The organism is Myroides sp. C6-3 (assembly GCF_050522425.1).
Classification (GTDB): domain Bacteria; phylum Bacteroidota; class Bacteroidia; order Flavobacteriales; family Flavobacteriaceae; genus Flavobacterium.
On sequence record NZ_JBMVQP010000009.1, the window covers coordinates 1 to 22,568 of the forward strand.

At 36.1% G+C, this 22,568-nt stretch carries 20 protein-coding genes; 8 read left to right on the plus strand and 12 right to left on the minus strand.

Annotation, left to right across the window (positions count from 1 at the left end; translation table 11 throughout):
- The 4 genes from ACPDG9_RS05430 to ACPDG9_RS05445 all read right to left on the minus strand — a co-directional run.
- The coding region (locus ACPDG9_RS05430) for a S8 family serine peptidase (protein WP_430526743.1) at positions 1-1,822 on the minus strand (1,822 nt) is incomplete at its 3' end.
- Positions 1,823-1,956: 134 nt separating this feature from the next.
- Positions 1,957-3,123, minus strand: coding sequence for a porin (locus ACPDG9_RS05435; protein ID WP_430526744.1), 1,167 nt, complete (start codon positions 3,121-3,123; stop codon positions 1,957-1,959).
- Between the two features lie 258 nt (positions 3,124-3,381).
- Entirely contained in the window at positions 3,382-5,040 is a 1,659-nt protein-coding gene (locus tag ACPDG9_RS05440; RefSeq protein ID WP_430526745.1) for a thiol-activated cytolysin family protein, read from the minus strand.
- A gap of 545 nt (positions 5,041-5,585) precedes the next feature.
- Positions 5,586-7,586: a S8 family serine peptidase gene (locus tag ACPDG9_RS05445; RefSeq protein WP_430526746.1), complete on the minus strand. Its 2,001-nt coding sequence runs from the start codon at positions 7,584-7,586 to the stop codon at positions 5,586-5,588.
- Between the two features lie 140 nt (positions 7,587-7,726).
- Between ACPDG9_RS05445 and ACPDG9_RS05450 the strand changes: the two genes are divergently transcribed.
- Both ACPDG9_RS05450 and rlmH read left to right on the plus strand, forming a co-directional pair.
- Positions 7,727-9,829, plus strand: coding sequence for a M3 family metallopeptidase (locus tag ACPDG9_RS05450; protein WP_430526747.1), 2,103 nt, complete (start codon positions 7,727-7,729; stop codon positions 9,827-9,829).
- A 119-nt stretch (positions 9,830-9,948) separates the two neighbouring features.
- Complete coding sequence (rlmH, locus tag ACPDG9_RS05455; RefSeq protein WP_430526748.1) at positions 9,949-10,422, plus strand: 23S rRNA (pseudouridine(1915)-N(3))-methyltransferase RlmH; 474 nt, start codon at positions 9,949-9,951, stop codon at positions 10,420-10,422.
- Positions 10,423-10,425: 3 nt separating this feature from the next.
- Here the strand turns inward: rlmH and ACPDG9_RS05460 are convergent, their stop codons facing one another.
- Both ACPDG9_RS05460 and folP read right to left on the minus strand, forming a co-directional pair.
- Positions 10,426-11,034: a hypothetical protein gene (locus ACPDG9_RS05460; RefSeq protein ID WP_430526749.1), complete on the minus strand. Its 609-nt coding sequence runs from the start codon at positions 11,032-11,034 to the stop codon at positions 10,426-10,428.
- Positions 11,031-11,855, minus strand: a complete 825-nt coding sequence (folP, locus tag ACPDG9_RS05465) for a dihydropteroate synthase (RefSeq protein ID WP_430526750.1) — start codon at positions 11,853-11,855, stop codon at positions 11,031-11,033. Before folP ends, ACPDG9_RS05460 begins: the two co-directional genes overlap by 4 nt.
- 126 nt (positions 11,856-11,981) lie before the next feature.
- On the opposite strand from folP, the gene ACPDG9_RS05470 reads away from it, so the two are divergent.
- The 6 genes from ACPDG9_RS05470 to ACPDG9_RS05495 all read left to right on the plus strand — a co-directional run bounded on the left by ACPDG9_RS05470 (position 11,982) and on the right by ACPDG9_RS05495 (position 17,079).
- Positions 11,982-12,527 carry a DUF1599 domain-containing protein gene (locus ACPDG9_RS05470; RefSeq protein ID WP_430526751.1) on the plus strand — a complete coding sequence of 182 codons (546 nt, stop codon included), beginning with the start codon at positions 11,982-11,984 and terminating at the stop codon, positions 12,525-12,527.
- Positions 12,528-12,547: 20 nt separating this feature from the next.
- Positions 12,548-13,648, plus strand: coding sequence for a BT_3928 family protein (locus ACPDG9_RS05475; protein WP_430526752.1), 1,101 nt, complete (start codon positions 12,548-12,550; stop codon positions 13,646-13,648).
- Between the two features lie 7 nt (positions 13,649-13,655).
- The gene (locus tag ACPDG9_RS05480) at positions 13,656-14,735 is read left to right on the plus strand and encodes an ABC transporter permease (protein ID WP_430526753.1); all 1,080 of its coding nucleotides are present in this window, start codon (positions 13,656-13,658) and stop codon (positions 14,733-14,735) included.
- 12 nt (positions 14,736-14,747) lie between these two features.
- Positions 14,748-15,326, plus strand: coding sequence for a TlpA family protein disulfide reductase (locus tag ACPDG9_RS05485; protein ID WP_430526754.1), 579 nt, complete (start codon positions 14,748-14,750; stop codon positions 15,324-15,326).
- A 2-nt stretch (positions 15,327-15,328) separates the two neighbouring features.
- Complete coding sequence (tpiA, locus tag ACPDG9_RS05490; RefSeq protein ID WP_430526829.1) at positions 15,329-16,081, plus strand: triose-phosphate isomerase; 753 nt, start codon at positions 15,329-15,331, stop codon at positions 16,079-16,081.
- A 131-nt stretch (positions 16,082-16,212) separates the two neighbouring features.
- On the plus strand, positions 16,213-17,079 hold the full coding sequence (locus ACPDG9_RS05495) for an AraC family transcriptional regulator (protein ID WP_430526755.1): 867 nt from the start codon (positions 16,213-16,215) through the stop codon (positions 17,077-17,079).
- Here ACPDG9_RS05495 and ACPDG9_RS05500 read toward each other — a convergent pair.
- The 6 genes from ACPDG9_RS05500 to ACPDG9_RS05525 form a co-directional block, all read right to left on the minus strand.
- Complete coding sequence (locus ACPDG9_RS05500) at positions 17,076-17,612, minus strand: DUF4269 domain-containing protein (protein WP_430526756.1); 537 nt, start codon at positions 17,610-17,612, stop codon at positions 17,076-17,078. The genes ACPDG9_RS05495 and ACPDG9_RS05500 overlap by 4 nt on opposite strands.
- On the minus strand, positions 17,612-17,944 hold the full coding sequence (locus ACPDG9_RS05505; RefSeq protein ID WP_430526757.1) for a DMT family transporter: 333 nt from the start codon (positions 17,942-17,944) through the stop codon (positions 17,612-17,614). The genes ACPDG9_RS05500 and ACPDG9_RS05505 overlap by 1 nt, the downstream gene beginning before the upstream one ends.
- An 82-nt stretch (positions 17,945-18,026) precedes the next feature.
- Positions 18,027-18,542 (minus strand): GNAT family N-acetyltransferase, encoded by a 516-nt coding sequence (locus tag ACPDG9_RS05510; protein WP_430526758.1) that lies wholly within the window; start codon positions 18,540-18,542, stop codon positions 18,027-18,029.
- 167 nt (positions 18,543-18,709) lie between these two features.
- On the minus strand, positions 18,710-19,966 hold the full coding sequence (fabF, locus tag ACPDG9_RS05515) for a beta-ketoacyl-ACP synthase II (protein ID WP_430526759.1): 1,257 nt from the start codon (positions 19,964-19,966) through the stop codon (positions 18,710-18,712).
- Positions 19,967-20,041: 75 nt separating this feature from the next.
- On the minus strand, positions 20,042-20,605 hold the full coding sequence (locus ACPDG9_RS05520; protein WP_430526760.1) for a TetR/AcrR family transcriptional regulator: 564 nt from the start codon (positions 20,603-20,605) through the stop codon (positions 20,042-20,044).
- 223 nt (positions 20,606-20,828) lie between these two features.
- A complete protein-coding gene (locus ACPDG9_RS05525) occupies positions 20,829-22,451 on the minus strand; it encodes a mechanosensitive ion channel family protein (RefSeq protein WP_430526761.1) in 1,623 nt (540 codons plus the stop codon).
- Between the last annotated feature and the right edge of the window lie 117 nt (positions 22,452-22,568).

A 22,568-nucleotide genomic window follows, 5' to 3' on the forward strand; every position in this document is an offset into this window, starting at 1 on the left:
CATTCAACGTTTCCATCACTGGATTCGGCCATACCGCAAACAGCGACTCATCAATTTTAAATTCTTCTGTTGATAAAGTATCGAAATCACCGGTACTTATAAGTAGAGAATACTCCTGTTTGCCTTCCTCTAGTGTTCCTTTATGGGAAACCACAATTGTATAAGTTCCTGCTTCAGCAGCATCGATTTCAATTTTCTCGACGTTATCTACATCATTATCTCCTTTTAATGCGACGAGATTATTAAAATCTTTATTTAACTTCCACGGAAAGAACTCTTCTCCGTCCTTATAGACACGTAAATCTAAATCATTTACTAAGGAAGGATTATGTAGTACATAATCTTCATCAAAATTTCTTCTGCTAAATTCCCCTTCTGGATCAGTCCATGTTAACGTTGCGATGAACTTACCACCCCCTTCTTGTACGGTAAATTCTCTTTCTAGTGTTTCTCCTTGTTTTAATTCACCTTCTTCCATCACTGCTTCCCCTTGGAGGTTTCCTAAAAGTACTTGCACTCCTGCTTTAGCATTAATCAACCCCCAACCAAATTGGTGGTCCGGCCCTGGAGCTATACCTGCTTCATCTGCGGTATGCACCAGTAAAGCGCGAATGGTTGCAGATTTCAATGGCATTTCTCTGTTCTCCATCGCCCATTGTTGCCACAGCGCAATAATACCGGTAACAGCAGGTGCTGCCATAGAGGTCCCCCCGATACTAGAATAGACATCTATTCGAGGTGAACTGCTAATTGGACTAGGCAAGCGGTAATAACTAGAATACACATCAACTCCTTTTGCTGTGATATCTGGCTTTATGCGAAAATCATTACTTGGTCCTTGACTACTAAAGTCTGCAAGACGAACACTTCCTGGACCTGTATAGTTGGACACCTGTCTTACAGCCCCAACAACAATAACGTTTTTTGAGACAGTATTACCTAAAAGCATATCTGCTCCGTTTTTCGTTGGATTTACTTTCCTAAAATCTCTTTGATCATTTCCTGCAGCAACTACTGGTTGATAATACTTATAGGTATGCGCAAGCCAATCGTAGAGCATTGCCGTATAATCATAGCTTCCAAAATAATATTCAGGAGCTAATACGCGTCCATTTTCATCAATTGCAGCCATTCCGTAAGAATGATTAGACACTAACAACCCATTAGTTTCAGCTTCTTCACTCATTTCATTTGCATCATTATCCCAATTGTAACTAACAACAACTGCCTCAGGAGCCATTCCTCTAGCATTAGCTGAGATTCCCCTTGCAGCGATCGTACCAATAACGTGGGTTGAATGAGAGTACCCTCTCACAAATTGATTCAAATCACTTCGATCTAATGCTGCAACGTTAGGTATATTGTCCTTTGCTAATACTCTTGAAGCCCCTTTCCCATCACCAAATTCCACATGGGTCGTTAAAGCCGAAGCCCCATCCCATACACCAACCGTCACTCCTCTTCCATCTAAATTTAATCCTAAACTCCCTCCTGCTGCAACATCATTCACCTTAGCTGTTATACGACTCCCTTCATTATGGGTAATATAATAGATGTAATTTCCAAACTCATCTACACGTTGCAAACTATACATCCTTCCCTCTTTGGTAACACCTCCTAATGTGATATTACTGTCTTTAGCCAACGCAATTGCTTTTTGCTTTTCTAAAATATAACTCTTTAAGCGTTCTCTTTTTTTGTCTATTGCAATACGCTCCTTATAACTCGTTGTTATTTTGTTTTTTTGAACTTGATTTTGTGCCGTTACACTCCATCCACAAAGCATTAAAAAACTAAATAAACTAACAATTCTTTTATTCATGATCTTATGTTTGTTATGCTTACCCTACCACTCAATGTTATCATCAAGACCGTGAAGTTAAAATTTAAATTACCCAAACAAATAACGTTTGGTTAATTTTAACAAAAAAACCTTTTCAAATGAACTGTATCGACTTAAAGTACTTTTAGAGGAGCTATTAACCCTATAGCGATACGTCCTGTGTTGTAATTTTGTTGATTTAAATTTTCTTTCGCATAATTTGAATAATTGTACCAACGCCCAACATAAGCAGCAAAAAAACGCAAATCGACCTTTTTAAAAGGGCGATATTGCACCATCGGGATTATTCCATAACTTTTTCTCAGGTGACTATATCCTGTATTTGTTGCTGTACTATTTTTTGCATATCCATTACTCGTCATCAGCGTTAGAGAAAGACAGAACTGCTTTAGTACTTTATAATCTATTCTTGTCCAATGATCAATATAAGCAACACTTTCCAACAATTCAGGTTCTTCTTTAGCAAACATTGCACTAATAATGCCGTTTTTATCTATTCCATTATGGCTATACTGAAAATCATACATCCAAACTAGTCGCTCATTTTCATATTTATTTCCTAAAGCAATGTATTGCATTCCTCTATTCTTAGCTTGCGTAAAATAGCTATAACTATAGGATGTTTGAAACTTGTCGTTCCAAAAACTACCTCTCCAATTTGCAACAAAAGCATAAGGAGTTTTACTTTCCACACTTCCTTTCGGCATTGAAAACTCACCTACTTCATCCAGTTTATTAGCACTCGCATTCATCAGCTGAAAATTAAAACGATGCTTGTCATTCGCTTGATAAGCAACGCCAAGTCCAACAAGGTAATTCTCGGCTCGACTAAGGATATCATTATACGTTAATACTTCAACCGCATTTAAATCGTATTCATAACCTCCCCAATCAGCACCGAGTTTTCCAAAAGAAACATTGATTTTCGGCAAGGCCTTCACCTCTACAAAAGCAAGATTTACCGCTGAGCTCATCATATCTAAAGTACCAGGAACAGGTTTCGCATTAAATCTATTTCTAAATCGAACCGACACCCTGTCGTGGATCTTTGCCTTAATATCGATTCGCAACTCATCTGCAAAAAAGCGACTTGTTTGAAGTTTATTCTCATCAAAATTAGCATCAAAACCCGATCGAGCATACAATCTTACATCAAAGTCTTTTATCAAACCTTGCTTTGTTTGGGGAATTAAGGGAGGTAAAGAATCATTTGTTTTACTTTGTTGTCCAAAAATAAAAGAGGACATCCCAATCATTACGAGACTAACTAATCGCTTCATACATTCGTTATTTAAACATTATCTATCTTTTTAATAATTTTTAATAAATTTTATTTGAATAATAAATCAAATAAATCACAAAAAATCACAAACAAAACCAAAACAAATAATATGCCATTTTTCAATTGACGTTAAATAAATACGCTTTATCGCTTAGAATAGCACTACAAGTGCTTTGTTCTACTTTCAAACAAAAAAAATCCCCTAAAGAAGATTCATCTTTAGGGGATCTCTGAGAAAAAGATTCTTACAATTAGTTTACTGTGTTACAGTAAAAAGAACATACGGACTATCTCCTGTATCGATTCTTCCTCTTATTCTTAAATTTCCTTTTGCTTTTTCAATAACAGGTCTTGTACTGTTATTATATAATTCTTGTTCGGTTATTTCTTTAAAGTCAACGAGGACATTATTGGTATAAAATTGTCCCCAAGGAGCATACGTTCCAAAACTTACTAAGCCATCTTTGAGTGTATAGGTAATCTGATTAAACGTTCCTGTAGCACTTCCTGTTCTATGAACCGCTAAACAGTACCCGTATTTTCTAGCTGGAATAATCGTCGGGGGACTATTGTAAAAGGAACTTCCATACCAAGGAGATGAGTTTTTTAAAATTAGCTCTTGATTGGTATTGTTGTGAATCAAAATTAGCGCTGAATTGGCAATTCCATATTCTGATTTCAATCTACCTAATGCAGCTCTAGCCTCATTATATGAACCAGCGACATAAGGAATATTTCTACATTCTTTATACTTATTTTTTGCCGTCATTTTGATCGTAACAGGCTGATTACTTCCTACGTGAACAGCAGCATATTCTATTGGATATCCTGGATTTTGTTTTGAGACTTCTGCTCCATTTACGACAAAATTTCTGATAGATTCGAAGTTACCCGCTTGACTTTCAAAAGCGGTTAATGCCCCACTTGTTGCATTCCCTCCAAGTTGCTTAACATATACCCTAGAACTAGATAACGTTTTGGCATATTTAAGTTTTTGTTCAGCCGTTAGTTCGATTGTTGGATTTTTATAAGCAAAATTCAGTGCTTGTTCCAATTCCATTGAACTTTCACTTGATTCATAAACAAGGGTATAAAGTCTACCATAACTAACAGAAGAAATGTAAACAGGTGGTCGATCTTTTCCCATGAATTTATCCAACTCATTAGAGGGATAGTCTGCTTTAACCCACCCTAAATCACCTTGTAAAGTTGATTTAGGATAGACAGAAACGGTAAAAAACTTTTGTTTTAATGTTACTGCATAATAGCTTTTATTCATATTAAAGTCTATTCCAAAACTAGCCCCTAGACTTACTCCTGTTCCTCCAGTGTAACCAACATTTAACGCAAGCTGAAGTTGAGAACTACTAAATGCTCGTTGTATATCTATGGTATAATTGGCTGGGAATTTTGTATCAGAACTATAGTAACTATCCAATGCAATCTCCAAAGCATTTTGTACGCGTCCCGCTGTGGGATTTGCAATAACTTGACTAGAAGATATGGTCGTATTAGAAGAAAAGGCATCCACTTTAACCTCTATGGGATTTCTGCCATTTTCACCTATAGGAATTGCTGCCAAAGCACCTGTTTTAATAGACTGACCTTGGATAAGATTTCCTGGCCACATCAGATGAGTCCCTGCACCAAATTTAGCGAAGTTATCAAATGTCTTTTCTTGATCTTCAATATTCTCCACACAATTACTATCCGTTTGTCTGGTAGTAACCAAAGGAACACTTATTCTATTCGTAATCAAAGCAGTAGGAGGACCTGCATTGATACTTTCCTGTACAGCCTCCTTTTTTATTCTCATCTGTTCTTTTGTTGTATTGTCATCGTGACTACAACTAAACAGTGCTATTTGTGCAACTGCTACTACTACTAATTTTACTCCTTGCTTTTTTCTATTCATATATTTAATTTAATATTTCCAATCAACTCAGCTGACCTTATTTAAAATAAAAGCAAAGTATATTTTTCCTTCTACCGGCTAAGACAAGGGGCCGAAATAAACTTGCTATTTACTTTTGAAATTATTCTAGTTGCTGCGAAACTATCCGATTTATCAGCTATAGGTGCGAAAGCTCATTTGGTTGCTATTTCTTCTTTATTTACCTACAAACTACTCCTTAAAAAAACTATCTACTGCGCTTTTTTCTCCATTTACATACCTAATTATTATTCTAACAGTATCTCTTTCTTAAAAGAGAATTTTCTTTTCTATTTCCAATGCTTTTAAATCGATTAAAAATTACACAAATCACATATAAAACATAATAAGATTAAATTATAAATAACAATTAAATGAAAAACAAATACTTAACTAAACTAAAACCTGTTTTATATAAAAATAAATCAGCGCAATTTAATTTTTTTCTCTAAAAAACAAATGATAAAGTATAAAAAACAAAAAATCCCTTTAAACGCACTGTTCAAAGGGATATAATTCTATAAAAATTACTTTTTGATAAACTTGATTTGATATTTTTGTCCACCTCCTTTTAGTTGAAAAAAGTACATTCCACTAGATAAAAAGGAGAGATTAAAACTTTGCCTATTTGATCCTGCGAGGGGGACGTCATATAACAGTCTTCCATTCCTATCGTGTACTGTTGCCTGCACTGCTGCAAAAGTAAGTGTCTTAGGAATTTCTACATGTAAGACATCCTCTACAGGATTAGGCCAAGCAACCAATTGTTGTACATTTTCTTCAAAGTCTTCAACTATCTTTTGCACACCTGAATACACATCTGAATTTATGATCAAACTAAAGTCTTGTATTTTATTCACTAAAGCCCCCTTATGAGAGATGACAACGTCATAGCTTCCGATTTCCGGTTGATCTATGTCAATGCGTTCTACATTATCAACGGTATTATCTCCTTGTACAGCAGGATCGTTTCCAAAACTTTCCAGTAATCGCCATGGCAAATAGATTTCCCCATCCTTATACACGCGAATATCTAAGTCATTAACTAATTGTTTGATTCCGGAGTACTCCTGAAAGTTTTTCTCTTGATAGGTTCCTTCAACATCCGTCCACACGATAGTAAAAGACAGGCGATTCACTTTTTCTGTGAGTTTGACCTGCACTTTTTTCTGCTGTTTATTTTGCAGGTATTCTTCACCTATAAACGCTTTGTCCTTTTTAGCGGCATCTAGGAGTTGAATACCATTCCATGCATTAATTACTCCCCATCCTGTTCGTGCATTAGGTCCTTTTTGGAAAGGCATTTCTTCCGCACTATTAATCATAATTCCCTTCATAGTAGCAGCTTTGTAGGGGAATTGGTTTTGGGTAATTGCCCATTGTTGCCAAAGCAAGAGAATACCTGATACTGAAGGAGCTGCCATTGAGGTTCCGCTTAATATGGCATAGAGATTATCTTTTTCAATTTCGCCTGTACTGTAGCGATATTGATAAGCAGATGAAAAGACTTCCTCTCCTATAGCAACTATATCGGGTTTAATTCGAAAATCATTTGTTGGACCAGTACTGCTAAAGTCCGTTTCACGTAAATCTCCCTCTTTTCCCATACCTATAGCGCCGACAACGATTGCATTTTTAGCATTTGCATGCCCCAACAATAAATCCATTCCATCCTTTGTTGGATTAATCAATGTTGCATACAGTTTGTCATTACCCGCTGCAACAACGGGTTGTAAATAAGGATAACGGTAAGCTATTTTATCCATATTAACAGCATCTGTTGTATAGGATCCAAAAAAATCAGCCGACAAAAGCGGTTGTTTTTTATCATCTACTGCGGCAATACCATAGGAGTGGTTTGATACCAAAATCCCCCTTTGTCCCAACGCTCCCATCTTTGCCATATCATTAGTCCACTTGTAACTAAAAGCTTCCGCTTGAGGTGCCATTCCTAAAGCTCTAGGACTAATTCCCTGTGCTACAATAGTACCTGTAACATGTGTAGCGTGATTTCTTCGGCGCTCTATTGTACTAAATTCTGTCGCTCCTTCCTCTACTTTATCTTCCCAATTTTCTAGTAATTTTACTTTTGTATGAGTGCCTTTTGAGAATTCAATCTGTCGATTAAAAGCTAAATCCCCATCGATAACCCCTACAATCATTTCTTGTCCCATTAACTGATTAAAAATTGGATCTTCTGCATTTGCCAATTGATCCACTTCGCTAATTAAACGAGAAACTTCATTGTGTGTCTTAAAATAAATAACAGCATTGCGTTCGATTCGCTGTGCCTGAAAATAGTTGAATTCATCAACAAATTCACTCTTAAAAGTCAGATGATTACCTTCATAAACCAACAATTCTCGTCGTCTTATTTGTTCTGTTTCTTCTAATTCCTTCAGTAAACTACGCGATTCGCTTGTCGTGTATTTTTTTTCTAATTGATTTCGAATCGCACTAGGCTGAGCAAAGACACTTGTTCCAACAAGAAAGCAAATACAAGTTAAACAGTATTTTATTTTAGACATAACTAACGGCTGTAATTAATAAAAAAGCACACTTAACAAATAAATTGTAGCAAAAGTGTGGTTTAAATTTATAATAAATTAAGTCAATTCCAATATATTTCTATCTTTGACAAACAGTAAATTTAAAACTATTCTACCTTATGTATGTAAAAAAAGTGATTATTGGCGTTGCGATTGGCGCTTCTTTATTTTCTATGTCTTGTAAAAACAAGACAAATTGGGATGAGACAAATGCTTTTTACTTGGAAAGTGATTTGCCTTACCATACGGCAGACTTTTCAAAAATAAAAAACAAAGATTTTAAACCCGCTTTATTAGAGGGGATGCGCCAACAAAATGAAGCTATTAAAAAAATTGTTTCCATTGCCGAAGAACCTACTTTTACGAATACAATGGAAGCATTAGAGCTATCAGGTCTCTTGCTTAATAGAGTAAGTAACGTTTTTCACCTATTGACAAGTGCAAATACGAATTCAGAACTAATTGCTATTAACAACGAATTGGCTCCCGTTTTTGCGGCTCATGAAGATGGGATTTACCTAAATGATGCTTTATTTGAGCGTGTTAAAAATTTATATTTATCCAAAGACGAACTTTCTTTAGAGCCTGAACAAGTGCGTTTAATTGAAGTTTATTATGAGCGCTTTATACAAGCAGGTGCAAATTTATCTTCCGATGCAAAAGAGCAATTGAAAAAAATAAATCAAGATATTGCTGCACTAACCGCTTCTTTTAGCGATAAACTTTTAGCTGCGACAAAAGAAGGAGGTGTTACTTTTAGTTTAGAAGAATTAGCAGGTTTATCAGAGGCTACTCTTTCATCGCTTGACCGCAAGGGCGAGGGATATAACCTTGCACTAAGTAATACCACACAACAGCCTATTTTAAAACAGTTGGATCAAGCGTCAACCCGTGAAAAATTGTTCCAAGCCTCTTGGAATAGAGCGGAAAAAAAAGATAAAAACGACACGCAAGAGCTCGTTTTAAAAATAGTTAAGAAGCGCGCTACAAAAGCCAAATTACTAGGTTTCAATACGTATGCAGAATGGAGTTTACAAGGCACTATGGCGCAAAACCCTTCTCGTGTTTTCGAGATGTTGAACACCTTAAATCCTCGTGCTGTTGAAGCAGCGAAAATTGAACTACAGGAATTGCAAACTATTGCTGCTGAAAAAGGAGAATTCACTTCTATAAAAGCAGCTGATTGTTCTTATTATGCTGAGAAACTAAAAGAAAGCAAATACGCATTGAATCAAGAAGAAGTCAAACCGTACCTTGAACTAGATCGAGTATTGAAAAATGGTGTGTTTTTCATGGCAAAATACCTATATGGACTTTCCTATGTTGAGCGCACAGATCTACCTGTTTGGCATGATGATGTTAAAGTATATGAATTCTTCAATAAAGATGAAAGTTCCCTTGGTTTATTTTATACTGATTACTACCAACGCGATTCAAAACAAGGAGGTGCATGGATGAGTAATATTGTTGATCAATCCTTCTTAACACAACGTCAACCTGTTGTTTATAACGTTGCCAATTTTGCTAAACCTGCAGATGGGGCTCCTACCTTGTTAACAATAGACGAGGTTATTACATTATTCCATGAGTTTGGACATGCCTTACATGGTTTATTTGCGGAGCAGAAGTATCCAACACTTTCTGGAACAAATGTAGCGAGAGACTTTGTTGAATTTCCCTCACAATTCCATGAGCACTTTGCCTTTCATCCCGCTATATTTAACAACTATGCGAAGCACTATCAAACAGGTTATGTAGTACCTACAGATATACTTGAAAAAATCAAAGCATCTGCTAGCTTTAACAAAGGCTTTAATTTAACCGAATTGCTGGGCGCTACGATTTTAGATTTAGCCTGGCATTCTATCGATGAAAATACGGTTATTCCTTCAATCGAAGAGTTTGAAATACAAGCATTAATGAAGAACAACATTTATTTAGAGCAAGTTCCTCCAAGATATAGATCTACCTATTTTAGTCACATTTTTGGTGGTGGATATGCTGCGGGCTATTACTCCTATAAATGGTCAGAAATGCTTGATCATGATACCTATGCTTGGTTAGAAGAGAACGGAGGAATATCGCCTCAAAATGGAAATACATTGAGAAAAATGTTATTTTCAAAAGGCAATACAGTTCCACTAGACAAACTGTACCACGCATTCAGAAAAAAAGATCCTACTATTGAAGCGTATTTAAAATATCAAGGATTTACAGAATAGTTTTACGAACAATAACCAGAAGAGGCGTCAAAAATGACGTCTCTTCTCGTTTTATAAATCTTCTTGCAAACCACTAGAACTAAAAGGAAAATAGTACCTTTGTCCCAAATTCAAAACAGATGAATATTAAACTACTCGCTATCGGAAAAACAGACAATAAAGAATTGCAAACATTGATGAATGATTACATCAAACGCTTGTCTTTTTACGTAAAGTTTGACCTGGAGATTATTGCCGATATCAAGAATGCTAAAAATTTGTCTGAAGCACAACAAAAACAAAAAGAAGGAGAATTGATTTTAAGTAAAATTGTTCCTACGGACTTTCTGATCCTACTTGACGAAAAGGGAAAAGACTTTACGAGTGTGGGTTTTGCTGATGAACTGCAAAAAAGAATGAATACAGGGATCAAGACTTTGGTATTTGTCATTGGGGGACCTTATGGGTTTTCAGACGAGGTATACCAAAATGCAAAAGGGAAAATATCACTTTCAAAAATGACATTTTCCCATCAAATGATTCGTTTATTTATTATTGAACAACTCTATCGCGGATTTACAATTTTGCGCAATGAGCCTTATCACCACCAATAGGTGTTAGTAGATTTTATCTTGATTTAAGAACTGTGGACGCAGTTTAGCTGCTTCAATCGAAATGCGCATTTGCAGATACTGTTCAAAGTTCAACTCCTTACTGAATCCTAATTGTAAGCTATCTCTATTTTGAACTACCTCTGTTAACTGCTTTCTGTCGATTGCATTTCCTTCAAAAAACACGTCATTTGAAGCATTTACATAAAGTAAATTAGCTGTTGACGTTGGGCGTTCAAAACTGTAATCAATAGTTTTAAACGGAAAGAACGACAAGTGTTTGTTTAGGGTATCAGCATAGCTATAAAAAACGCCCTTTTCATCTTGGTGCATGTTGTTTTTATCGTACTTTTTATTCTTTACTTCCGCTACCATTTCTAAGACCTCTTTGACATTGAGTTCTCTTTGCACGTGAAAAATGAAGTTTGTTCCTCCAATTCTATTGTTGTCATTTAGATGTGGGTGAATACCATCTTCAGCGAATTCAATATAAATAGGCGAATGATCGTCAACTCCTTCTTCTACGATATAGGCCGCACGTGCTAATTTCATTTCTTTTTTATCACAGCTTAAAAAAAGAAATAGAAAAGGTAATACAAACAGTAATTTTCTCATATCATCAATTGGTTTAAAATTTTTCTAACTTCATTTGCTTCTTTCACATCGTGAACACGCAAAATTTGGGCTCCTTTTTGCAAGGCGACTGTATGGAGTACGCTTGTACCGTTCAAGGCTTCTTGCGCTGTACATCCCAACAGATTGTATATCATGGACTTTCGAGAAACCCCTACTAAAAGAGGCAAGTCAAAATGGTGAAAGTGTTCTAGCTTTGCCATTAACTCATAGTTTTGCTGGCGTGTTTTCGCAAAACCAAAACCTGGATCAAGTATAACATCGTTGATTTTAGCAGCTCTAGCTTTAGCCAATCGCTCAGAGAAGTAGTAACGCATCGCTACAATTAGGTCTTCATAATCCGTTAACGATTGCATCGTTTGAGGATTTCCTCTCATATGCATCATAATATAAGGCACTTGCAATTGACCAACTACCTCCATCATTTGTTCGTCTAATAATCCTGCTGCAATATCATTAACAATCGCTGCGCCTGCTTCGATCGCTTCTTTCGCTACTTTCGCTCGAAAAGTATCGATAGAAATCTTTAGCTGAGGAAATGCTTGAACTAACAGAGAAACGACACCAACTAAACGCTTTAGTTCATCTTCTTCTTCCACAAATTCAGCACTTGGTTTTGAAGAATAAGCCCCCACATCAATGAAATCAGCACCCTCTTTTAGCATTTTTTCCGTTTGATTGAGAAAATCGATGTCTGTCTTATACTTACCTCCATCGTAGAAAGAATTGGGTGTTACATTTAAAATCCCCATAATACGAGGACGAGATAAATCAATCAATTCTCCTTTACAATTTATTGTCATACAACACAATTCAATATTTTATCCTATTTTTACTTCTATTAAATTCTTCAAAAGATGTAACATTTTTTTCAATGCCATCGTATTATTACTATTTTTGAAGAATAATCCATTACAAATATAGCTTAAATGAGTACTACTTCTATACAATACGATCAGGTAATTGCAATTTGCAAATCGTTGTTTCAAAAAAAAATGCACGATTATGGATGCGCATGGCGTATTATGCGTCTAAGTTCTTTAACTGATCAGATTTACATCAAAGCACAACGCTTGAGAAGTATTCAAGAAAACAGTGTACGCAAAGTAGATGAAGGCGAAGTTCCTGAATTTATAGGGATCATCAATTACTGCGTTATGGCTTTAATTAATGCTGAAATAGGAGTTGGAAAGTATCCAGACCTATCTGCTGAGGAAGTAGAGGCCCATTATGACAAGCAGGTTTTAGCAACTAAAACCTTAATGGAGAACAAAAATCACGATTATGGAGAAGCATGGCGCGATTTACGCGTGAGCTCTTTAACAGACTTGATTTTACAGAAGTTACTTCGCGTTAAACAAATTGAAGACAACAAGGGGAAAACCTTGGCTTCTGAAGGAATCGAAGCGAATTATCAAGACATGCTAAACTATGCTGTCTTTGCCCTAATCCACCTTGAATTAATAAATGAATAAATAACCATCAACCACTAACTATGAAAATCATCACGCAATTGTCGCGCATATTTGTAGGCGTATTATTTATTTTATCCGGTTTAGTTAAACTGAATGATCCTACAGGTTTCTCTTTTAAGCTAGAGGAATATTTTTCAGAAGCCGTTTTAAACTTGCCTTTTTTAATGCCTTATGCCCTATCCTTAGCTGTAGTATTGGTTATTGCAGAAGTAATTTTAGGAGTAGCCTTATTGCTTGGGTTTATGCGAAAATTGACGTTGACGTTATTATTCTTAATGATTGTTTTCTTCACCTTCCTGACCTTTTATTCGGCTTACTTCAACAAAGTAACGGATTGTGGTTGTTTCGGTGATGCTGTTCCTCTAACACCCTGGGGTTCATTCACCAAAGACATTGTCTTGTTGGTTTTTATCCTCATTTTAATCAAATTTAAATCTTATATTAAACCTATATTTCAAGCCAAAACAAATAACTTAATCATGATGATTACGCTTATTCTGTGTTGCTTCATGGGGTATTGGGTGTTGAATCACTTGCCATTAAAAGACTTTAGAGCCTATAAGGTAGGTACTGATATACAAAAGGGCATGGAAATTCCAGAAGGAGCTCCTAAAGCAGAATATCAAATGACGTTTTACTATAACGTCAATGGAAAAGAAGAAAAGTTTACGGATAAAGAATTAGGTAATATTCCAGAAGGAGCGGAATTTGTACGCCGTGAAGACATTCAATTAAGCGAAGGTTTTCAACCTGAAATCCACGATTTAACGATGGATTTAGATGGTGAGGAGCACTTAGATCAAATGCTACAAGAACCAAAGCTAATTTGGATTATTTCATATGACTTAGAGCGTGCGGATGCTGAAGGTTTACAAGCCATGAAAGATTTCGCCAACAAAGCCATTGTAAAAGGATATGTAGTTACAGGATTAACTGCCTCTAGTAATGCTATTATTGATGGGGTTATAAAGAAATACGAATTGCCTTTTATCTATTATACTTCTGATGCAACAACGTTAAAAACAATTGAAAGAGCAAATCCGAGTATTGTAGTCCTAGAAAAAGGAGTTATTGTAGAAAAAAGACACTGGAAAGATCGCGATCAAGTTACCTTAAAATAGATACGATTTGCTAGCTTACTTCATCAAAAAAATAGGCTATGCTGTACTAACACTTTGGGGTGTTGTGAGTGTAGTTTTCTTTTTGTTTACCATTCTACCTGGAGATCCAGCTCGTATGATGCTGGATCAAAATGAGAATGCAGAACAACTCTTGGCGATTAAAAAGAAATACGGATTTGATCAACCAGTTTCCAAACAGTATCTGCTCTATCTCAACGACCTCTCTCCCCTTTCTTTGCACAGCAGTTATTCCACTGATTATAGCTTTCGCCAGGAAAATAAATACAAGGGAGTGGTCTTGTTTCAAGCAGGGAAAACAGAGGTCATGCTAAAAGTTCCTTATTTGCGCGAGAGCTTTCAGAAAAACGGCAAAACGGTAAGCAGCATTCTAGCAGAGACACTACCTAATACGGTATTACTTGCTACTGTGGCGATTAGTATTGCGCTTTTTATAGGTGTCTTGTTGGGGGTAATTTCTGCTTTATATGTCAATAGTTGGCTAGATCGATTTATTTCTATTGTCAGCACATTTGGGATGAGTATTCCCTCATTTTTCAGTGCAATTTTATTTGCTTGGATCTTTGGATATCTCTTGCATTCCTACACACAATTACCCATGACAGGAAGCTTATACGAGGTAGATGATTACGGAACAGGGCGATACATTGCCTTAAAAAATATCCTTCTCCCTGCTATTGTACTGGGCATTCGCCCTTTATCTGTAGTTATTCAATTGATGAGAAATTCTCTTTTAGAAGTGTTGAGCTTGGATTATATCCGAACAGCTAAAGCAAAGGGAATGTCTACGTACCAAATGATCTACAAACACGCAATAAAGAATGCGCTTAATCCTGTAGTAACAGCACTTTCAGGTTGGTTTGCCTCTATGTTAGCCGGAGCCGTTTTTGTAGAGTATATTTTTGGTTGGAACGGATTAGGCAAAGAAATTGTAGAAGCACTCAATACCTTAGACCTACCTATTATCATGGGGGCTGTACTTACTATAGCAACAGCTTTCGTAATCCTAACAATTTTAGTAGATTTGATCTACGCTTATTTAGACCCTAGAGTAAAGCTAAACGAATAAAACTATCAATTTATGAAGAAATTTTTTATATTCCTATCTATACTTGCGTTAACCGCAACAGCTTGTAAACAACAAGCTGAGAAATTAGAAGTTATTTCTACAACAGATGCTACGGAAACTCCTGTAGCACCAGCAGAAACTACGGTTGATACAACACAATTTAATACAGAAGCACTCGATCAAGTATTCTACACCCTAGAGGGCAGTACTTTGACATTCAAAGATATCTTAGCGAAGTATACGGGTAAAAACATCCTTATTGACGTTTGGGCTGCTTGGTGTCCTGACTGTATCAAAGCGATTCCAGAAATAAAAAAAATAAAAGCTGATTTTCCCGATGTGGTTTTTGTCAATTTATCACTCGATAAAACACCAGAAGCTTGGAAAGAGGCAATTGAAAAATATGGAATTGAAGGAGAACAGTATTACCTAAATGACGAAAAACGCATGAAGGGAACATTCGGACAAGCCATTCAATTAAACTGGATACCGCGTTATATCGTGATTAACAAACAAGGAAAAATTGAGCTTTTTAATGCTACAGAGAAAAACTTTGAAGAGATAAAAGCCTTATTAAATACCATACAATAATGATGAGACACCAAATTGTTGCTGGAAACTGGAAAATGCATAAAAATTATCCAGAAACCCACGCATTATTAGACGAGATAATTGAATTATTGCCTACAGGTAAAGAAGTAGAAGTGATTGTCGCTCCTACCTTTACTAATTTAGCGAGCGCAGTTGTTCACTTAGAAGGGACCAATATTCAGGTTGCAGCTCAAAACATGCATCAAGCTGAAGGAGGCGCTTTTACAGGAGAGATTTCAGCTCAAATGTTATTGAGTGTTGGGGTGGAAACGGTCATTATCGGACACTCCGAACGAAGACATTACTTCAAAGAAACAGACGCTATTTTAGCAGATAAAGTCAATACGGCTTTAAAACACAATATGCGTGTGATTTACTGTATTGGTGAAGAATTGAAAGATAGAGAAAACAAACAATACTTGAATGTTATCTTCAATCAATTAAAAGATGGTCTTTTCCATCTGTCAAAAGAGCAATGGGCTAGTATTGTTATCGCCTATGAACCTGTTTGGGCAATTGGAACAGGAGAAACAGCAACACCGCAACAAGCTCAGGAAATTCACGCTTTTATTCGTCAAGAAATTGAGCGTAAATACAATCAAACTGTAGCAGATAGCACGTCTATTCTCTATGGAGGAAGTGTGAAACCTAGCAACGCAAAAGAAATTTTTTCTCAACCCGATGTCGATGGAGGATTAATTGGAGGAGCTGCTTTGGTCGCGGCGGATTTTGTTGCTATTGTAGAAGCCTTTTAATCGCATTTTATATGTAATTGATATAGCTAGCCTATCTGAAATGGATAGGCTATTTTTTTACCCATCCACATCTATTTATAAAGGTTCTAAATAATTTCCTTAACTTTGTCTGACAAAAATACAACAAGGCCATGTCTCACAATCAGGAAATCATAACATATAGTCAAGATAAATCAGTCAAAAACGGCGTTTATTTGAAAGAGTTAGCACCGCAAACACTAGAAGATGATATTGTAGGTTTAACACACCGAGACGATTACTATGTCTTTATACTTGTACTCAACGGTACCTTTAGAATCAACTGCGAACTGCAATCGCATGTTTTACAGAATCGTGATTTGTTTCTTATCAAACCGTATCAGATTCACACGATAGAAGAATATAGCGAGGATTTCTTTGCTTACTTTTTGAGCATTCAAGATTTTAGAATTCCAGATAATTTGACCTATATGCTTTTCAATTTACCCAATACAAATCAACGTATTCCCTTGCCTATGGAAGCTGTTCAAACGTTGCTCGACACCATTAATCTTTTGACAAAAAACGAAGCGAAAAAGGAAGAATATACCACAGAGATAACCAATGGATTATTTCAGGCAATAATCTATAAGATAGGTTCTTTATTTAAGGAAAATACGCGTATTCCGGAGCTTTCTGCTATCAATCAGTCGAATGTAATTACCTCGAAATTCAAGCGATTAATCACCACGCAAACACATTTAAGACAACCATCTTACTTTGCCAACCAACTCTTCATTACACCTGCACATTTGAATGATTGTGTAAAAAAAACAACAGGACAAACGGTGAGTTATTGGTTAAAGAAATCAATCATAGACGAAGCTAAACGCTTATTGTACTATACTTCAAAGTCGGTAAAGGAAATTGCCTTTGAACTGGGTTATGAAGACCACACCTATTTCTCGCGTTTATTTAAGAAACACGTGAAGCAAACACCTTTGCAATTTAGAGGAGATTTCATGGAAATGGTCCATTAGCTCTTTGCTAATTCATAGGTTAACAACTCCTCATAAGGATCACCCGTTAATCCTAATAGCAAGGCAAATGCTGGTTCTGTTTTAAGTCCTTTTCGTTTTAGCTCTACTATTTTGGCTTTAAAAAGCGGACCTTTTTCGATCAGTATCGCTTGTTCTATCACCATATGTCGAAATCCATATTGTTCCTTTACAGGTTTACGTTGAGCAAAAATCTCAACAGGTATGCCTTCCAAAACGAAATTTGCAACATAGTTTTTTTCGTTGCGTAATTCAAAATAAGAAGAGGTAAATGCTTCTCTTTCGCTAAAACACGATTCAACTATTTGACTAAAGGCGTGCATATCTTCACAATAACACGCGATATCAATGTCACTCGTTTCAATGGCAATATCTAAGGGAAACGTACCGACAACAACAGGTGTGAAATCACGTAATTTTTCCAGCAATTGATGGGTATGGAGCATCTCATAGATCTGTTGTTGCCTAGCTGTACCCCTTTGTAAATACGTTATTGTTGTAAAATCAATTTTCATTAATGTGCACTCATTTTTGAAAATAAATTTATAATCACAACCCCTAAAATAATAAAGGCCATTCCTATAAGAGCAGGTAAATCTGGTTTTTGTCCGTAAACAAGGATTGCGACAACTGTTACTAAAACAATCCCTACCCCTGACCAAATGGCATAGGCAATTCCAACGGGAATTGTACGAAGTGTAAGACTCAAAAAATAGAAAGCCACAGCGTACATCGCTACAGTAACAACACTTGGAACAATTTTCGTGAATTCATTTGAGGCTTTTAAAGCACTAGTCGCAATTACTTCACTGACAATTGCAACCAAGAGAAATAGGAAATTTTTCACCGTTTTACGTTTAAAAAGCAAAGGTAAACTAGATTCCTGAAAAAGGAAGAATTGCCCCTACATTTTAACTTCGTATGTATTTCTACTCTCTCATGTACCAATAGTGATCAACACCATCTAAATCAAAAGTATAAGCGGCATGAAAGCCAATTTTACCCAAAACGCGTATAGAACTTTCATTCTCAACTTCTGAAACGGCAAAAATAGGATGCTGTTGGAAATGATTAGCAGCATAATCCAAACAAGCCAATGTTGCTTCCGTTGCATATCCTTTGCCCCAGGCATCATAACGAAAACGATACGCTAAATCTAAGTATTCACGTAATCCATTTAATCCGTTTTCAACCAATTTAAATCCACACCAACCAATAAACGCATTGGTTGTCTTTTCGATAACTGCCCAACGTCCCACTCCAAAATCCGCATATTGTTTCTGAATAAATTCGATAATTTCATTGGCTTCTTCCATCGAGGTGATTACCATACTACCCACATATTTTACCACGCGCTCGTCGCTGTCTAATTGGAAAATTCCCTGTGCATCTTCTTTTGTGATTTCTCGAATGATCAAGCGATCTGTTTCAATAATTGTTGCCATAGTTGTTTTGTTTGTTACTAATTTAATAAAATTATTCTTATAAATCAGATGGCATACTAAAAACTACTGATTCCTCTTTTTATATAGAGAGAAGTTGAACATAAACGTCCCTAAATAAGATTAGTCACTTTTAAACGATCAGTTCACCAACTCCCTATCTCCCAAGATTACAGCGAAACAGCGTACAACTTCTTAAAAATAACACTTGAAGTATGACCTCCAAAGCCAAAAGTATTATTCATGGCTACCTTAACTTCTTTATGTTGCGCAACATTAGGTGTTAAATTTAAAGCCTTACTAATGGCTGGATCTAGGGTAGTTAAATTAATCGTAGGTGGTAGTACTCCCTCCGTTATACTCTTGACACACAAAATAGATTCAATAGCCCCTGCTGCGCCCAGAAGGTGTCCAGTCATGGATTTGGTCGCACTTACATTCAAATGAGTGAGGTGATCCTGAAACAAATGTTCTATTGCCTTGCATTCACTAAGATCACCAACAGGTGTAGAAGTTGCATGGGCGTTGATGTAATCTACCTCATGAGTTTGGAGGCCTGCGTCAGTTAATGCTTGCTGCATGGCTACAATAGCACCTTCTCCTTCGGGATGTGTTGCAGCTACGTGATAAGCATCAGAAGCTCCACCATAGCCTACCAATTCACAATAAATCTTAGCTCCTCTTTTTTTAGCGTGTTCTAATTCTTCCAACAATAAAATACCTGCTCCTTCACCTGCTACAAACCCCGTGCGATGCGCATCAAAAGGACGAGAAGCTTGATCTGGATTTTCATTCGCCGTAGAAAGCGCTTTCATCGCATTAAAGCCAGCAATGGCCGATTGGCAAATGGTTGCTTCCGTTCCACCCGCTAAAATTAAATCTGCTCTACCTAAGCGAATAGCATCGAAAGCGCTGCCAAGTGCATTATTCGATGCAGCACAGGCAGAAGCTACAGCATAACTAATTCCCTTTAAGTCATAGCGAATAGAAATTTGTCCCGCTGCCATATTTGAAATCATCTTGGTGATAAAAAAAGGATTAAATCGAGGTTGAGTTCTATCTTTTCCAAAATTCAATATTTCCTCCTCTAAGGTTTCTAAACCACCAATTCCCGTAGCGATAATAACCCCAAAACGGTGACGATTAATAAGGTTCCAATTTAATTGAGCATCCATAATACATTCTTCACTTGCCGCAATTGCATATTGAGTAAACAAGTCCATTTTTCTCGCTTCAGGTTTAGTGAAATAGTGCAAAGGGTCAAACCCTTTTACTTCGCAAGCAAAATTGGTTTTAAAATTAGTAGCATCAAAATGTGTAATCGGTGCAGCTCCACTTTTTCCTTGAATCGCATTGCTCCAAAATGCCTCTACATTATTTCCTAAAGGGGTAATTGCACCTAAACCTGTAATAACAACTCTCTTCATAATTTTATATTTTTTATACTTACTAATAAGTAAGTATAAGGGTTAAAAAAAATCGTTTATTTGTTGACAAACAAACTATTGCTCCTTCAATTGTTCAACAAGAGAATAACAATATCCTTTGTAATCGACATATTTATTTACTCTTGCCAATTGTAAACTAGCCACCAAACTTGACAATATTAAAAAAGCTCGTTGCTGCTGTTCTTCTTCAAAACGAAAAACTCCTTGCTTCTTTCCTTCCACCAGAACTCCTGCTAACCAATTGACGATTAAATCAACAATTTTCGTTACTGCTACTCGTGTAGTTGGAAACAACGTTTCAATATCCGTAGACAAAGCACCTACAATACAGAGCTTTCGCTCTCTTTGACTTTTAATATAGATTTTGATAAACGTCTCTATCTTTTTTTCAGGATCAAATTGTAAAGCTTCCATGTTCGCAATCATCTCTTCAAAACGCTGAATATTTGTTTTGACAATGCTCGTTCCCAAGTTTTCCTTACTTGCAAAATAATAGTGTATTGCCGCATTTTTAATTCCTAAAGCCGTAGAAATATCTTGATAGCTAAATCCATTATATCCCTTGGTTAAAATTAATTCTTCACCTAACTCTAAAATGCGTTCTCTAGTTCCCGACATATTTATTAATTTAATAACAGAACAATATTACTTACTAATTAGTAAGTAAACAATTTATTTAACTCTTTTTTTCGTCAGTTAGCTCTGAAATATAAATTGTTAACCGATTATTTTCTGCATGAAGTAAAAACAAATCTTCTCTATATAGCAAAAAAAACCACTCCTACAAAGGAATGGTTCTTCTTTTTACTTGCATGTTCATTCTGTAAACAGTAACCGTAAACTATTTCACATATTTAGGCGGAACAGTCGTGTGATTTCCATCGACATTTCGACTTACTATATAATGTGGTGAAGCCATTTCGATATTATTTTCTGCAAAAACATCTTGAGCATGTTGACGCAAATCAGAATAAATCTTCGCTGTTAATTTGGCTTCTTTGATGTAGACATTCAGCTGATAATCCACGTAAAAATCTCTAAATTGATCTTGTAAAATGAATGGTTTTTGACGTTTCAATACATGTTCGGTACGATTGGCTATTTCATATAACATTTCGTGTACTTTTTGCCATGGTACATCATATCCCACTGCAATAGTTGTATGTAAGATTAATCCGTGTTCTTTAGCTGACTGAGAATAATTGACCGTATGCGCCGACATGATGTTGGAATTTGGTATGGTAATAATCTCATTTTTAGGTGTTTTAATACGCGTAACCAAGGCTGTTTTTTCCAATACATCTCCCGTGTATTCTCCTAACTTAATGCGGTCGCCTATTTTAAATGGACGCATATAGGTAATTACAAGTCCTGCTACTAAGTTACCAATAACAGAAGTTGACCCAAGAGAAACAACGATACCCGCAAAAACCGAAACCCCTTTAAAAATCTCCGAATCTGAATTAGGTAAATACGGGAATATCAAAATAAACATGAAGATGAACATCAAAGCACTAATGATATTATAAGTTGGAAAAGCCCAATCGGGATAGAATCCTTTTAAGGTAATTTTATTATTGGCGATCTTTTCGGCTAGAGATCGCACGAACTTTTGAATGTATCTAAAAATAAACACAATTACTAGAATAGTGAATAGCTTAGGCATATACGCTTTGATACTTCTACCTACCGCTTTTAACGGTGACATCACATAATCTAGTAATTGATCAGAAATATGTTTCGTAAATGGAAACAATTTAAAAATGGCTAACAAGCCAAAATACAAAAAGATCAATACAATAAGGAAGCGGATTACTTTAGCCATAGTGATGGTCGTAAGCATGGCTCTATGATCATCAATGATACCAAACATCCCTTTAATTTTCTTTCCGCGTTGTTTCCAAATCATCACCTTGACTCTCCTATACCAATAGTAGATGTATTTGATAATAAATAGCTCGGCGATAATAATTCCCACAGTTCCTGCTATTTGCAACAATACTTGCTGCCAACTGGTGCTGCGTTGTTGTTCTTCTACTGTTTCTGTGATGATTTTTTTGTAGAACTGTGCAGCTTGAATTTTAGTTTTCTCTTCTTGAGAGGCTTGAATCGTATCAACACTCATCAATATTTCATTCTCATACATCAAATTGAGATAGTTCCCTGTATCAACCAGTTTAATCGAATCTCCTTCAAATAAGTAGTTATCCACTAATGAAGCTATCTTCTTTTCAATTGATCTTGCACGTTGCTTCGAAGTAAACGAACCAATATTGCCGTACACATTAAATAGCGTATCATGCATAACCACAACAGGTGTTTTTTCTAATACAATGAATGCAGGTTGTACGGCCTCCACTTTCTCAGGCGTAGTAGGTTTCTTATTCTTTGACCATGTCGTAAATCCCAAAAGGATTGTCAATACAAGAATAGAAAATCGAAGGATCGAAAAATAATATTTCATAGGTAAAGGACTTCTAAATATCCAAACAAATTTAACTGAAAATTTCGAATATAACAGCTTAATTTACGTCAACTACTTGATGCTTAATTTACTTTTTAACACTATTTACCATTCAAA

Bases quoted from the DNA above. Each gene is read 5' to 3' on its own strand.
- ACPDG9_RS05435 (WP_430526744.1), bottom strand. From the start codon at position 3,123: ATGAAGCGATTAGTTAGTCTCGTAATGATTGGGATGTCCTCTTTTATT.
- ACPDG9_RS05440 (WP_430526745.1), bottom strand. From the start codon at position 5,040: ATGAATAGAAAAAAGCAAGGAGTAAAATTAGTAGTAGTAGCAGTTGCA.
- ACPDG9_RS05445 (WP_430526746.1), bottom strand. From the start codon at position 7,586: ATGTCTAAAATAAAATACTGTTTAACTTGTATTTGCTTTCTTGTTGGA.
- ACPDG9_RS05450 (WP_430526747.1), top strand. From the start codon at position 7,727: ATGTATGTAAAAAAAGTGATTATTGGCGTTGCGATTGGCGCTTCTTTA.
- rlmH (WP_430526748.1), top strand. From the start codon at position 9,949: ATGAATATTAAACTACTCGCTATCGGAAAAACAGACAATAAAGAATTG.
- ACPDG9_RS05460 (WP_430526749.1), bottom strand. From the start codon at position 11,034: ATGAGAAAATTACTGTTTGTATTACCTTTTCTATTTCTTTTTTTAAGC.
- folP (WP_430526750.1), bottom strand. From the start codon at position 11,855: ATGACAATAAATTGTAAAGGAGAATTGATTGATTTATCTCGTCCTCGT.
- ACPDG9_RS05470 (WP_430526751.1), top strand. From the start codon at position 11,982: ATGAGTACTACTTCTATACAATACGATCAGGTAATTGCAATTTGCAAA.
- ACPDG9_RS05475 (WP_430526752.1), top strand. From the start codon at position 12,548: ATGAAAATCATCACGCAATTGTCGCGCATATTTGTAGGCGTATTATTT.
- ACPDG9_RS05485 (WP_430526754.1), top strand. From the start codon at position 14,748: ATGAAGAAATTTTTTATATTCCTATCTATACTTGCGTTAACCGCAACA.
- tpiA (WP_430526829.1), top strand. From the start codon at position 15,329: ATGAGACACCAAATTGTTGCTGGAAACTGGAAAATGCATAAAAATTAT.
- ACPDG9_RS05495 (WP_430526755.1), top strand. From the start codon at position 16,213: ATGTCTCACAATCAGGAAATCATAACATATAGTCAAGATAAATCAGTC.
- ACPDG9_RS05500 (WP_430526756.1), bottom strand. From the start codon at position 17,612: ATGAAAATTGATTTTACAACAATAACGTATTTACAAAGGGGTACAGCT.
- ACPDG9_RS05510 (WP_430526758.1), bottom strand. From the start codon at position 18,542: ATGGCAACAATTATTGAAACAGATCGCTTGATCATTCGAGAAATCACA.
- fabF (WP_430526759.1), bottom strand. From the start codon at position 19,966: ATGAAGAGAGTTGTTATTACAGGTTTAGGTGCAATTACCCCTTTAGGA.
- ACPDG9_RS05520 (WP_430526760.1), bottom strand. From the start codon at position 20,605: ATGTCGGGAACTAGAGAACGCATTTTAGAGTTAGGTGAAGAATTAATT.
- ACPDG9_RS05525 (WP_430526761.1), bottom strand. From the start codon at position 22,451: ATGAAATATTATTTTTCGATCCTTCGATTTTCTATTCTTGTATTGACA.